This is a genomic window from Streptomyces pristinaespiralis, assembly GCF_001278075.1.
GTDB lineage: Bacteria > Actinomycetota > Actinomycetes > Streptomycetales > Streptomycetaceae > Streptomyces > Streptomyces pristinaespiralis.
Window position 1 is genome coordinate 773437 of record NZ_CP011340.1, and the last position, 13783, is coordinate 787219.

10 protein-coding genes are annotated in these 13783 nt (G+C 72.1%); 5 read left to right on the plus strand and 5 right to left on the minus strand.

Features of this window, described 5'->3' with window-relative positions:
* The first annotated feature begins 240 nt into the window (after nt 1-240).
* Nucleotides 241-1965 (plus strand): SpoIIE family protein phosphatase, encoded by a 1725-nt coding sequence (locus SPRI_RS03050; protein WP_005308153.1) that lies wholly within the window; start codon nt 241-243, stop codon nt 1963-1965.
* A 198-nt stretch (nt 1966-2163) separates the two neighbouring features.
* Here SPRI_RS03050 and SPRI_RS03055 read toward each other — a convergent pair whose 3' ends face one another.
* Both SPRI_RS03055 and SPRI_RS03060 read right to left on the minus strand, forming a co-directional pair.
* Nucleotides 2164-2871: a hypothetical protein gene (locus SPRI_RS03055; protein WP_053556681.1), complete on the minus strand. Its 708-nt coding sequence runs from the start codon at nt 2869-2871 to the stop codon at nt 2164-2166.
* 209 nt (nt 2872-3080) lie between these two features.
* Nucleotides 3081-3488, minus strand: coding sequence for a RidA family protein (locus SPRI_RS03060; protein ID WP_005308155.1), 408 nt, complete (start codon nt 3486-3488; stop codon nt 3081-3083).
* Nucleotides 3489-3633: 145 nt separating this feature from the next.
* Between SPRI_RS03060 and SPRI_RS03065 the strand changes: the two genes are divergently transcribed.
* From SPRI_RS03065 to SPRI_RS03075, 3 genes are all read left to right on the plus strand, one after another.
* A complete protein-coding gene (locus SPRI_RS03065; RefSeq protein ID WP_005308157.1) occupies nt 3634-4014 on the plus strand; it encodes a winged helix-turn-helix transcriptional regulator in 381 nt (126 codons plus the stop codon).
* 183 nt (nt 4015-4197) lie between these two features.
* Nucleotides 4198-6321, plus strand: coding sequence for a GAF domain-containing SpoIIE family protein phosphatase (locus SPRI_RS03070; protein WP_005308159.1), 2124 nt, complete (start codon nt 4198-4200; stop codon nt 6319-6321).
* A 161-nt stretch (nt 6322-6482) separates the two neighbouring features.
* Complete coding sequence (locus SPRI_RS03075) at nt 6483-7838, plus strand: cytochrome P450 (RefSeq protein WP_078535180.1); 1356 nt, start codon at nt 6483-6485, stop codon at nt 7836-7838.
* 188 nt (nt 7839-8026) lie between these two features.
* Here SPRI_RS03075 and SPRI_RS03080 read toward each other — a convergent pair whose 3' ends face one another.
* A complete protein-coding gene (locus tag SPRI_RS03080; RefSeq protein ID WP_005308163.1) occupies nt 8027-8437 on the minus strand; it encodes a Fur family transcriptional regulator in 411 nt (136 codons plus the stop codon).
* A 502-nt stretch (nt 8438-8939) separates the two neighbouring features.
* Here SPRI_RS03080 and katG point away from each other — a divergent pair.
* The gene (gene katG / locus SPRI_RS03085; RefSeq protein ID WP_005308167.1) at nt 8940-11165 is read left to right on the plus strand and encodes a catalase/peroxidase HPI; all 2226 of its coding nucleotides are present in this window, start codon (nt 8940-8942) and stop codon (nt 11163-11165) included.
* Between the two features lie 244 nt (nt 11166-11409).
* Here katG and SPRI_RS03090 read toward each other — a convergent pair whose 3' ends face one another.
* Both SPRI_RS03090 and SPRI_RS03095 read right to left on the minus strand, forming a co-directional pair.
* On the minus strand, nt 11410-12567 hold the full coding sequence (locus SPRI_RS03090) for an FAD-dependent oxidoreductase (RefSeq protein ID WP_005308169.1): 1158 nt from the start codon (nt 12565-12567) through the stop codon (nt 11410-11412).
* Nucleotides 12568-12963: 396 nt separating this feature from the next.
* Nucleotides 12964-13695, minus strand: coding sequence for a peptidoglycan recognition protein family protein (locus SPRI_RS03095; protein WP_037773037.1), 732 nt, complete (start codon nt 13693-13695; stop codon nt 12964-12966).
* Nucleotides 13696-13783: the final 88 nt, after the last annotated feature.

Here is a 13783-nt window from a genome sequence, read left to right on the forward strand (position 1 = left end):
TCGGGTCCACCCCGTCCCCCTGGCCGAGGGATCCGTGGCGCACACCTTCGGACCGGCCGTCCTCTCCGGGCCGGCGGGTCCGGATGTACACCCTTGTCAGGGCGAATCAGTCGAATCCGGTTCAAGATCTGCGGCCTGCGGACCTGTGCGCGTCACATCCGCACGTCGGGGCATGTGGAGGGATGGCAAGGACGGACGCCGGACGGCAGGATGAGGCCTTCGGCCAGGAGAGGCAACCACATGACGGACCCCGGGACGGTGGAAATGGTCGGCGAGCGGTTTCCGGACAAGGCCCTGGAAGCGCTGACCGGGGCCTTGGGGACCATGCGCACCGGCGCCTACCTGACGGACGAGGAGGGGTGCATCATCAGCGTCAACGCCGCGGCGGAACAGCTCCTGGACCGTGCCGCGGCACAGCTCGTCGGTCATGACGCGCACGACATGCTGCACCGCAACCGCCACGGAGAGCCCATCGCGAGGGCCCGGTGCCCGGTGCGGCGGGCCATGTTCGCCGGATCGGCGGCACATGGGGACAACGAGTGGGTCGAACGCGGCGACGGCTCGATCCTGCCGGTGTCGTGGCTGGTCACGCCCTGCGACACCGATGACGGGACCACGGCCACCCTCGTGATCTTCCATCCCCGCGATGCCCCGAGTGCGCCCGCCGAGCTCCCCGACCGACCCTCCGCGTCGCTCTCGGAGCTCGAGCGGCTGGCCCTGCTGGCCGAGACCACCACGACCCTGACCTCCACGCTGGACGTCGACGAGGCGCTGCGAAGACTCGTGAACCTGGTGCTGCCCCGCCTCGCGGACTGGGCCGTCATCGACCTGATCACCGAGCGCGACGAGGTGTGGCGCCGTGCCGTCGTGCATGCGGAGAACGGGGCACTGGTGCACATGGAGGAACTCCAGGGGCCGATGCCGCCGGTACCGGAGGGCTCCCCGATGCCTCTGTCCCGGGCCCTGCGCGGCGTCTCGTCGGCGCTGGCCGGGCCGGAGACCTACCAGGGCCCGCCGGACTCGGGCATCGCGGTGGAACAGCGTCGCCTGTTCCAGGCGACCGGCATGCACTCGGCGGCCATCGCCCCCATCCGCGGCGTACGGGAGATCCTGGGAGCCATCACCCTGGGGCGCTCCGAGCAGCCGGAGCGGTTCACCGCGGCGGACATCGCTCTGCTCGAGGACATCGCGCGCCGAGCCGGTCTGGCACTGGCCAACGCCCGCCTCTACCAGCGGCAGCGCAAGGTCGCGGAGACCATGCAACGCCATCTGCTGCCCCAGCTGCCGAGCGTGCCGGGACTGGAGATGACCGCCCGCTACGTGCCCGCGCCCAACGCCTCGCAGGTCGGCGGCGACTGGTACGACGCCTTCTCCCTGAGCGACGGCGCCACGGCCCTGGCCATCGGCGACGTCGTCGGCCACGACCTGGACGCCGCCGCCGGTATGGCACAGCTGCGCAACATGCTCCGTGCCTACGCCTGGGCGCACCACGAACCGCCGAGCAAGATCGTCGAGTGGCTCGACCACGCCTCCCTGCACATCGCAGAGGCCTCCATGGCCACCCTGGTCTTCGCCCGGCTGACGGGGGCCGACGACGGGGGGATCGAGATGGCCTGGACCAACGCCGGTCACCCGCCGCCGCTGCTGGTGTCCCACGACGGCGTGGCCCGCTTCCTCACCGACGGCCACGGCGTCCTCCTGGGGATCGAGGCGCACCAGGCCCCGAAGGGCCGCACCGACGCGACCGTGGCGCTGCCGCCCGGATCGACCCTCGTGCTGTACACCGACGGCCTGATCGAAGCCGCGGGCCATTCACTCGACGAGGGCCTGGAGCGGCTCCGCCGGAACGCCGCGTCCCTGGCGCACCGCCCTCTGGAGCCTTTCACCGACCACCTGCTCGAACGGTCCCGCCCGCCGAAGAACGAGGACGACGTCGCGCTCCTCGCCGTACGGATCCCGCGCTGAGCCGTACGCATCCGGCGCCGGCCGTACGGGTCCCCGCTCCGGACCCGACCCGTGCGGCCGGTCGCCGGCACTCGCGCGGAACCCGGACACGGCGGCCCGGGGCCCGATGTCACGGCGTCCGGCGGGCAGCGGCCGCACCGGCTCGGGCGAGGCGGGAAGGCGCGCCGCCGCAGGCACACGGCGCGCCTTCCCGGCGTTTCACGGTGTGTACGGGGCGTCGCTGTGGTGGAGCTCGGCCATGACGGGGCCCGCCACCCGGTATACGGCGGTCCGCCTGATCGTCACCACGGCAGCCGGGTCGGCGTCACCGCGGGTCAGGTAGACGACGGTGGCCTGCTTCGGGGGCGCCGTGGAGATGTCGACGGACTGCACGGGCGTCCGGTCCCCGAGCGAGGCGGCGGCGGCCGGGACCGGCGTGCCTCCGTCGTTGCGCCAGGTGACCAGGGCGTAGAACCTGCCCGTGCCCTCCGTCGTCACCTTGACGGGCGCCACGGCGTCGGGGGCCGTGTCACCGGTCATGTCGCCGATGTCGCACTGCGGCTGGAGCTCGATCACGATGCCGTCGCCCTCCCACCGTCCGTCGGTGAACGAGATGGATCCCGCGGGGGCGTCCGGCAGCCGCAGTTCGGAGTTCTGCAGTTCCGCGTTGCGGAGCTGGTCGCACGTCAGCGCGGCGGCCGGCTTGTCCGAGGAGTTCGGCGAGGGCTTGGCGGATTCCTTTCCGCCGTCGTCACCGCCACCGCCACCGGGTGACTGGGAGGACCTGCCCCGGTCGGGCGACTTGGCCCCCGGGCCTTTGCCGTTGCCGCTGCCGTCCGTGTCCTGGCACCCCACTGCCAAGGACGCCAGGACGAGCGCGGCGATCACCCACGTTCCCCGTCTTGTCCGGCCTCTGGTTCCGTTCACCGCAGGTCCCCCCTTTGTTCCGCACACCGGACCGCAGGCGCGGCCGGGCACGGTCGGAGACGCGGCTGATTTGCCGCCGGTTGCGGATGTCCCGCGACGGCTACGGCGCCGGACGCCCGACGGCCTCACGCCCGGCCCGTCGGCCCTCGGCCGGAGGGCGTCCGGCCGAGGGCCGACGCCGAGGCACGGTCCCCGCGGGAACGCCCGTTTCAGTCGAGGACCGCGGTGGCTTCGACCTCGACCAGGTGGTCCGGGACGGACAGCGCCGCCACGCCCAGCAGCGTGGCCGGGGGTACCGGCGTGACCCCCAGTTTCTTCGCCGCCCGGGCGATCCCCTCCAGGAGCAGGGGCATCTTGTCGGGGGTCCAGTCGACGACGTGGACGTTCAGTTTCGCCACGTCGTCGAAGGAGCCTCCGGCCGCGGCCAGGGCGGTACCGACGTTGAGGTAGCACTGCTCGACCTGGGCGGCGAGGTCGCCTTCGCCGACCGTCACCCCGTCGGCGTCCCAGGCGACCTGTCCGGCGACGAAGACCAGCTTCGACCCGGTCGCGACCGACACCTGCCGGTAGGCATCGATCTCCGGCAGTCCGCCGGGGTTCACCAGTGTGATGGCCATGCTGCCCGCCTCCTCGTCACAAGAACCCGCAAGGGTCCCGCTTCCATCGGACCAAGGCTCCCTCGGTCTCTTGTGGTTACTCAGGAACCATAGGAGAGTGAGCGCTGACCTGGAAGAAGGCACTTTCAAGTGACTGGGGAACCACATGGTGACCAAGCAGTTCAAGGGCTCACCCGAGGATGCGGACCTGACGCGCGCCGACTCCTTGGCGCGGGAGATCTTCTCGGACGTCGCCAACAAGTGGGCGTTCCTGATCATCGAAGCCCTCGGTGACCGCACCCTGCGCTTCAGCGAGTTGCGGAACGAGATCGAGGGCATCAGCCACAAGATGCTCACCCAGAACCTGCGCATGATGGAGCGCAACGGTCTGGTCGAGCGGGACGTGCACCCCACGGTGCCGCCACGCGTCGAGTACACCCTCACCGAACCGGGCCGGGCCCTGCGAGCGGTCGTCGACGGCATGTGCGGCTGGACCCGGCAGTACATCGGTCACCTCGAGGCCTCCCGCCGCCGCTTCGACACCTGATGGGGCCCACCGGCCCGGAGCCGGCCCGATCCGACCGCCGTCAGCGCCCACGCGGGCAGTGCCTTCAGGGCCGCACGCCCGGCGCGACCCACCGCCGGACGGCCCCGCCCCGTACGCAGGCGGAAGTGCCGCCCCCTCCCGTTCGGCGTAACGTCCCGTAATAGGCGACGCTGGAGGTGCCTCGTGACCAGCACGGGTGATCCGGCCGTGGACATCGGCGCGGTGGATGCCGCGCTCACGGAGACGGTGCGGCGCACCGGTGCCGCGATCGGTGCCCTCTATCTGCTCTCGCCGGACGAACAGGTGCTGCATCTCGAGGCGTTGTACGGTGCGCCGGCCGAGTTCGCCGCCCCGTGGACGAGAGTGCCGGTGGCCGCTCCGGCCCCGGTGGCGGACGCGATCCGCCAGGACCGCCTGGTCTGGGTGGGCACCCACGAGGAGATGGCCGGCTCCTATCCCCGCACGGCGGTCGCACTCCCCTACCCGCTCGCGCTGGCCGCCGCACCCGTCACCGGCATCCGGCGGTGGGGCTCGCTCCTGCTGCTGTGGCCGGCCACCCGCCCGCCCCGGATGACCCGCCGGGAACGGAGCCACATCACTTCGGCCTGCCGGAATCTGGCCCGGCTCCTCGAAGAGGCCGCCGAAGCCGGGAGCCCGGTGCACGGCAGGGGGCCCCGCATACTGCCCGTCACCGCCGGCCGGCCGGTCGCGACACCGGCGCTGGCCGCCGCCGACTTCGCCGAGCGCCTGCCGGGTGGATCCTGCTCGCTGGACCTCGAGGGGCGGATCACCTTCCTGAGCTCGGGGGCCGCCGAACTGCTGGGCGGCGACGCCGGTCAACTGCTCGGCACGCTGCCGTGGCAGTCGCTGCCCTGGCTCGACGACCCCTCGTACGAGGACCGCTACCGTGCCGCGGTGATCAGCCGCGAGCCTGTCGCCTTCACCGCGTGCCGCCCACCGGACCGATGGCTGGACTTCCACCTCTTCCCCGACGCGAGCGGCATCAGCGTGCGCATCCTTCCCTCCGACGAGGAGGCACCGGCCTCCCTGAGGCCGACGCCGTCCCTGCACACCGCCTCACCGGCCCGTGCCGGTCAGCTGTACCAGCTGGTGCATCTGGCAGCCGCCCTGACGGAGGTCGTGGGTGTGCAGGACGTCGTCGACCTCATCGCCGACCAGATCATGCCGGCCTTCGGGGCCCAGGGCCTCGTCCTGTCCGCGGCCGACGCCGGGCGGCTGCGGATCACCGGGCACCGCGGCTATCCGTCGCGGGTCGTCGAACGCCTCGACGGCCTGCCCCTGGACACCTCGTTCACGCCCGCGGGGCGGACCCTGACCACCGGCACCCCCTCGTTCTTCTCCGACCCGGAGGAGATGCGGCGGATCTACCCGGAGGCCCCCATGATCAGCGGCAAACAGGCCTGGGCCTTCCTCCCGCTGATCATTTCCGGCCGGCCCGTCGGCTGCTGCGTCCTGTCGTACGACCACCCGCACGCGTTCACGGCCGAGGAGCGCGCCGTTCTCACCTCGCTCGCCGGCCTCGTCGCGCAGGCCCTCGACCGCGCCCGCCTGTACGACACCAAGCACCAGCTCGCCCACGGCCTTCAGCAGTCCCTGCTGCCCCACAACCTTCCCCGGGTCGAGGGTCTGCGGGTCGCGGCCCGCTATCTGCCCGCCACCCGGGGCATGGACATCGGCGGCGACTTCTACGACCTGCTCGTCCTCGGAGACACCGCGGCGGCGGCCGTGATCGGCGACGTCCAGGGACACAATGTCGCCGCCGCCGCCCTGATGGGGCAGGTCCGCACCGGCGTCCACGCCCACGCCACCCTCGGCACCGCTCCCGACCAGGTGCTTTTCCGGACCAACCGGCTCCTCATCGACCTCGACCCCGGGCTGTTCACCAGCTGTCTCTACGCCCACCTCGACCTCGCCGGCGGACGCCTGTGTGTCGCCACCGCCGGCCATCCCCCGCCGCTGCTGCGCCTGCCGGGCCGGCGCACCGTCCCCCTCGACGTCTCTCCCGGGCCGCTCCTCGGCGTCGACCCCGACGCCACCTATCCCCTCACCGAGATCCCCCTCACCCCGGGTCTGATGCTGGCCCTTTACACCGACGGCCTCGTGGAGTCCCCGGGCGTCGACCTCGACGACTCCGTCGAGCGACTCGCGCGCTGTCTCGACCGCGCCGACGACCGGGATCTGGACCTGGTCATCGACACCCTGCTCAAGGAGGTACGACCCACCGGGCAGAACGCGGACGACATCGCGCTCCTCCTCCTGCAGGCGGGCGCCCATCAGAGCCGATGACCGCGGCCGGTTGACGCCGCGCGTCCGGCGGGGGCGGTCGTGACCGCCTGACGTGCATGGACGCGGAAGGATCGAACCGTACGCCCCGTGAGTGATACCGCGCACAGGCCGGCGAGGACCGTAACGGTGCGTGTTAGCGTCCGCGCGTGACAATTCCGGCCATGAACACCTGGACCTCGGCTGCCGCCACGGCCGACCCCGACGGGGGCGACGTGCCTGGTCCGGAAGCCGCAGCGCCGCCGGCGCGGGCCGGGGATGCCCGGGCGCCGGGCGACGGCCTCGACCTGTTCGGCGAGGAGTTCGTACGCGACCCCTACCCGTGGCTGGACCTCCTGCGCGCCGAGGCGCCCGTGCACCACGACGAGGCGACGGGGCTGTGGCTGGTCAGCCGTCACCAGGACATACGGCGGGTGCTGTCCGACCCGTCCGTCTTCCTGCCCGACAACGCCCAGCACGCGGTCGCGCCGCTACCGGTCGCCGTGCTGCGGACGCTCGCGAAGGCCCGCTTCTCCCTCCCGCCCGCGCTGGCCAACAACGGCACCGGCAGCCACGCCGGGCTGCGCCGCCTGGTCAACCGGTTCTTCAACGCCCGGCGGGTGGCGGCCGCCGTCCCCGTGATCGAGCGCTGTGCCGAGGAGTTGCTGGACGCGGCGCGGGCCGGGATCGACGCCGACGGCCGCGCAGACCTGTTCGCCTCCTACGCGCAGGTCCTGCCGTGCCGGGTGCTCATGGAACTGCTCGGCGTCCGGGGCGTCACGCCGGACACGCTGATCCGCTGGAGCGACGCGTCGCTGGAGCTGTTCTGGGGCAGGCCCGCCGCGGAACGGCAGCTGGAACTGGCCGGCCTGGTCGGCGAGTTCCACCGATGGCTGACCGACACCGTACGCGGTGCCGCGTCATCGCCCGGCGTCTCGCCGGATTCCTTCGTCGGAGCGCTGGCCCGCCACCGTCTGCCCGACGGGGAACCGCTGGACACGGCGACCGCGGTCAGCGCGTGCTTCTTCATCTTCATCGCCGGACAGTCCACCACCGGCCAGCTGATCGCCACCGTGCTGCGCCGGGCACTTTGCGAACCGGGGCTCTGGCCGCGGCTCGTGCCGGAAGCCGGCCTGGCCGAGGACTGGGTGGAGGAGGTGCTGCGGCGCGAGCCGCCGGTGACCACCTGGCGCCGGGTCACCGCACGACCGGTGGAACTGGCGGGCACCCGGCTCCCGGCGGGCGCGCAACTGCTGCTCATGCTGATGGGCAGCGGGTCCGACCCGGCCGTGTTCGCGGACCCGGAGCGGATGTGCCCGCATCGGGCGAACGTCCGTCACCACCTGGCGTTCGGCGCCGGGCGCCACCGCTGCCCGGGCGCCTCCCTGGCCCGCACGGAGGCGGCGATCGCACTGCGGGCGGTGGCACGCCGGCTGCCTCAGATCCGGCTCGCGCCGGAAGGGGCACGACCGCAGATGCTCGGCCTGTTGTCCTTCCGGGCGCCCCTCGACGTCATGGTGGAGCGGCAGCCTGGTTGTTGACGCCCCCGGCCGACGGCCGACGGCCGGCGACCGCGCATCGACCGCAGCGGCGAACTCCCGCGCCCACAGGGCGCTTCCGGACCGCACGCGGCGCCCGCGCGCGCCACCGCCCCACACGGTGGCGCGCGCGGGCTGTTCATGGGGAGCCCGCGGACGCGGCCCGGATCGCGTCCCCGGAAGGCCCGGGGTCAGGTGCAGGAGGGGCACACGCCGCGGTAGGTGACCTCGACCTCGGACACCGTGAAGCCGAACCGCTCCTGCGCCGGAAGATCCGCCAGCGGATCGCCGGTCGGATGGACGTCGCGGATGACGCCGCAGCGGGAGCAGACCAAGTGCTGGTGCGGGCGGTGGGCGTTGGGGTCGTACCGCTTGGCGCGCCCGTCGGTGGAGACCTCGAGGACCTCACCGAGCGAGACCAGTTCGCCCAGCGTGTTGTACACGGTCGCCCGGGAGATCTCGGGCAGCCGCTGAGCCGCGCGGGCGTGGACCTCGTCGGCGGTGAGATGGATGTGGTCGCCGTCGAGGACCTCCGCGACCACACGCCGCTGGGAGGTCACCCGCCAGCCGCGCCCTCGCAGCCGTTCCAGCAGGTCACTCATATCGGTTCACCTATTCAGGCTTGGTGGGATACCGGCAGTTTACCGGCAGGTGTCCGGAACCCGATGGGATATGAAACGCGCGAACTTCTTGACCTGGACAGCGTCCATCGTAGGATCGGTTCCGGCATCAGCCAAGGGAGCCGGCACCTCCAGTACGGCAGGAGACTGAGACATGACGGGACCACCGCCGAGCAGCCGCACGGTGCTGTCGGACCGCGGCTGACGGCCTTTCACGTCGTGCCGCCATCAGGCCTTGCCCGCGGGGAACCCGGGGCGCGTGTACGCCTCCTGGGAGCCCCGTCGTCCACCCGGCGCCTTCGCGCGGGCCGGAGACCTTCCGCCGTCCCGCCCGCGAGGGGAGCCGTACGCAGCACCGGACCGCCCGGCGGCCCGGCCTTTTCATGCCGGCAGTCCGGCCCCTCCACAGGGACACATGTGCCCCGACCTTCCGCCGCAGGCACTCACTGAGCACCACGATCCCGCTCCGCCCGAAAGGATTCCCATGTCCGAGAACCCGGATGCAATCGTCACAGACCCGAAGACGGAGGGCCGAGGCGGCGGCTGCCCGGTAGCGCACGAGCGCGCGCCGCATCCGACTCAAGGCGGCGGAAACCGCCAGTGGTGGTCGGAGCGGCTCAACCTGAAGATCCTCGCCAAGAACCCCGCCGTGGCCAACCCCCTCGGCGAGGAGTTCGACTACGCGGCGGCGTTCTCGTCGCTCGACCTCCCAGCCGTGAAGCGGGACATCGCCGAGGTGCTGACCACCTCCCAGGACTGGTGGCCCGCCGACTTCGGCAACTACGGCCCGCTGATGATCCGTATGGCCTGGCACAGCGCGGGCACGTACCGGATCAGTGACGGCCGTGGCGGTGCCGGCGCCGGTCAGCAGCGCTTCGCCCCCCTCAACAGCTGGCCGGACAACGCCAACCTCGACAAGGCCCGCCGACTGCTGTGGCCGGTCAAGAAGAAGTACGGCCGGTCCATCTCGTGGGCCGACCTCATGATCCTGACGGGCAACGTCGCGCTGGAGCAGATGGGCTTCGAGACCTTCGGCTTCGCCGGCGGCCGTGAGGACGTGTGGGAGCCCGAGGAGGACGTGTACTGGGGTCCCGAGACCACCTGGCTCGACGACCGGCGCTACACCGGCGACCGTGAGCTGGAGAACCCCCTCGGCGCGGTCCAGATGGGCCTCATCTACGTCAACCCGGAGGGCCCGGGCGGCAACCCGGACCCGCTCGCCGCGGCCCGTGACATCCGTGAGACGTTCCGCCGGATGGCGATGAACGACGAGGAGACCGTCGCCCTGATAGCGGGCGGTCACACCTTCGGCAAGACCCACGGCGCCGGCCCGGCGGACAACGTCGGCGACGACCCCGAAGCCGCCTCGCTGGAGGAGCAGGGCCTCGGCTGGAAGAACTCCTACGGCACCGGCAAGGGCGGCGACACGATCACCAGCGGTCTCGAGGTGACCTGGACGAACACCCCGACCACCTGGGACAACAGCTTCTTCGAGATCCTCTTCGGCTACGAGTGGGAGCTGACCAAGAGCCCCGCCGGCGCGCACCAGTGGCGGCCCAAGAACGGTGCCGGGGAAGGCACGGTCCCCGACGCGCACGACGCGTCGAAGACCCACGCCCCGCAGATGCTGACGACCGACCTCGCGCTCCGGTTCGACCCGGTCTACGAGCAGATCTCGCGTCGCTTCCTGGAGAACCCCGACCAGTTCGCGGACGCCTTCGCCCGCGCCTGGTTCAAGCTGACCCACCGTGACATGGGCCCGAAGTCGCTGTACCTCGGCCCGGAGGTCCCGGAGGAGACCCTGCTGTGGCAGGACCCGCTGCCGGAGGCCGAGGGCGAGGTCATCGACGCCGAGGACATCGCGACCCTCAAGGCCGAGATCCTCGACTCGGGACTGTCCGTCTCCCAGCTGGTGTCCACCGCGTGGGCGTCGGCCTCGACGTTCCGCGCCAGCGACAAGCGCGGTGGCGCCAACGGCGCCCGCATCCGCCTGGAGCCGCAGCGCACGTGGGAGGTCAACGACCCCGACCAGCTCGCCACCGTGCTGCGAACCCTCGAGGGAATCCAGCAGGAGTTCAACTCCGGCGCCAAGAACGTCTCCCTTGCCGACCTGATCGTGCTCGGTGGCGTCGCGGCCGTCGAGCGGGCCGCCAAGGAGGCCGGCTTCCCGGTGCGGGTTCCCTTCACGCCGGGCCGGGTGGACGCCTCGCAGGAGCAGACCGACGCGGAGTCGTTCGCCGCGCTCGAGCCCACCGCCGACGGGTTCCGCAACTACCTCGGCAAGGGCAACCGCCTGCCGGCCGAGTTCCTGCTGCTCGACAAGGCGAACCTGCTCGGCCTCAGCGCCCCCGAGATGACCGTCCTCGTCGGTGGCCTGCGCGTGCTGGGCGCCAATCACCAGCAGTCGCAGCAAGGCGTCCTCACCACGACGCCCGGGTCCCTGACCAACGACTTCTTCGTCAACCTGCTCGACCTGGGCACGACGTGGAAGGCGACGTCCGAGGACCAGACCGCCTTCGAGGCACGCGACGCCGCCACGGGCGAGGTGAAGTGGACCGGCAGCCGTGCCGACCTCGTCTTCGGCTCCAACTCCGAGCTGCGCGCGCTCGCCGAGGTGTACGCGAGCGACGACGCGAAGGAGAAGTTCGTGGAGGACTTCGTGGCCGCGTGGGACAAGGTGATGAACCTCGACCGGTTCGACATCGCCTGAGTCGATCTCCGCGATCTGACGTGATCATCACGGACTGATCGGTGATGTACGGGCCCGGCCGGTGTCGGCGGGCCCGTACATCCACGGCACGAACGGCCTGCCCCTCCCCCGACCCGGACGCCACCGGCGCCTCCGGTGCGCCGAGCGGCACGCCACAGCGCACCGCTGCGTCCGCGCCCCCGTCCACGACACCCGGGCGCCGCGACCCGGCGTCGGGGCGGACCAGGGTCACACAAGGACCGGGTCACGCACGGACCGGGTCGGGGAAGGACCTGTCGCCGAAGAGGACCCGTCCCGCGGCGGCCCGGCCGAGCGGCGTACGCAGCAGGGTGAACGCCGCGGCGGCCGCGGCCGGGGTGCGTACGTGGGCCAGTCCCCTGCGCAGCATGAGCCGGCCACGGAAGTGGGGGCGCAGAGCCGATCCGTCGTAGTTGCTCATCACGTCCGGCCTCCCGGCCCGCAGCGCGTCGTCGAGGACCTCGGCCGCGAACTCCGCCTGCCGGAGACAGGGATCCAGGCCGCCGGCGGTGAGGGGGGAGACCGCGCCCGCCGCGTCCCCCACAAGAAGCCCGTCGGGGCAGCTGATCCGTCGCAGCAGGCCACCGACAGGGATCAGGCCTCCGCGCCGCTCCACCGCCTCCGGACGCTCGACTCCTGCCAGCCCGGGCGCTGATGCGCCGAACCGCTCCACGGCCCGGCGCAGACCCTCCGGATAGCGGTCCGCATAGCCCGCGACGCCGACATGGGCGTGCCGGCCGTCGTTGACCACCCAGGCCAGGTAGCCGGGGGCGAGCGAGGGGTCGAGCACGCAGTGGAAGGTCGGTGGCTCGTCGCTGCCGGGCACTTCGAAAACCTCCTCGGCGCCCACCAGCAGGTGCTGGTTGCGGTCGAGGCCGAGGTCGCGGGCGACCCTCGAGCGTGCTCCGTCTGCGCCGACGACGAACCGTGCGCGGACCGCCGTCGGGCCGTCACGGCCGACCAGGTGGAAGGTGTCGCCCTGCCGGCCGGCGTAACGCGTGCCGAGCGCTATCCGGACGCCGGCGGCGGCGGCGGAGACGGCCGACGTTTCGTAGAGCGGCGCCATGTCGCCGACCCGGTACTCGTCGCGGCCACTGGTCAGGCTGACCGGGCGGCGGAGGTTCGGCGGGTAGAGCACCACACGCCGGATCGGCGGCCCGAGGCAGTCCGGGGGCAGGGGAAAGTCGTCGAGCGTCTTCCGCACGAAGATTCCCGTGGTGCGGATCGCGCCGGCGAGACCGGCTCGACGCTCGGCCAGGAGCACGTCGTGGCCCTGGCGGGCGAGGAGCGTGGCGGTGTGCAGCCCGGCCAGCCCGGCCCCGACCACCAGTACGTCGGCACTGTCCGTGGCCCGGAGGCGGTGGGAGAAGTCGGCTGTCGTCATGCTCTGCTCCTGGAGGGTCCGTCTCATCAGTTCGCATCGATTCGCCCCGGTCCGATCGGCTCGCATCGGTCCGCGGAAGGCGCGCGGCCGGCAGTGCGAGGACGGCCCCGCCCCCGAGGCGCGCAGCGCAAAGCGCAGGCACCGGCCGGCGTTCGCACCGCCACCCGCAGATCGAATCGCGATGGAAATCTATCGACTTTCGATAGACGCGGCAAGCCCGGACCGCCGCGGGGCGGGATGTGTGCACAGAAGTGCGACGCAGCACTTCACAGGCCGTTCCCCCGACCGCGCCGCCAAGGACAGGCCGAGCAGCGGCGTCGCCCGCAGCGACGTGACACGCCTGAAGACGTCGTCATGCAGCGGGGACCGCCGCGAGCGAACGGGAGAACGCCGGCGCTACCGGGCGGTCTGCGATTCCTTCCGCAGCCGGGCCACGGCCTCCCGGATCGCCGGCAACCGCTCGTAGAGCACCTCGCCGGGGCAGTCCGTGCGGAAGGTGTCGCGATGCCCCGAGATGACGTGGAGTTCGGCCGCCTCGCCCTTCTTGTACGTGCTCTCGTCGTTCGTCGAGACGAGCCGGACCGTGCCGCGGGGGTCGGCCCCCGGCCGGAGCTTCCAGGCGGCGACCTTCACGATCCCCGCCTCGAGCGCGGGCGGGACCGTCGTGCCGGGGCCGAAGGTGCCGAGCGCCGCGATGCCGATGGTGTCGCCGTTGAAGCCCTTGGTGTGCGCGCCCTGTACGGGTCGTCCGACGCCGCCGGCGCGGCCCTCGTAGATGGTTCCGCAGCGGTCCACCACGAAGTTGTAGCCGATGTCGTCCCAGCCGTCGCTCTCGACGTGGTCCCGCTGCATCTCGCGCAGCATGCGCGGGGCGTCGGCGCAGTCGTAGCCGTTCAGATGACCGGTGTGATGGACGAACACCGCGCTCACCGCACCCGTGTAGGTCGCCCGCTCCCTGACCATCCCCTCGTTCGCCCGCCACGCCTTCCGGCTGACGATCGAGGGCTGCGGGACCACCGGACCGACGACGACGGGCTCGGGCCGGACGGGCCGTGACGGGGCGTCCCGCATCACCAGCAGGGCCAGCACCACGACCCCGCTACCCAGGACGATCCGACGGGACCACATGGATCCACCCTGCGCCCCGGCCACCCGCTCCCACAGGTGAGCAAGCCATTCGGGTGACCCCGGCACCGGGGAGCGTCCGGAGCGAAGG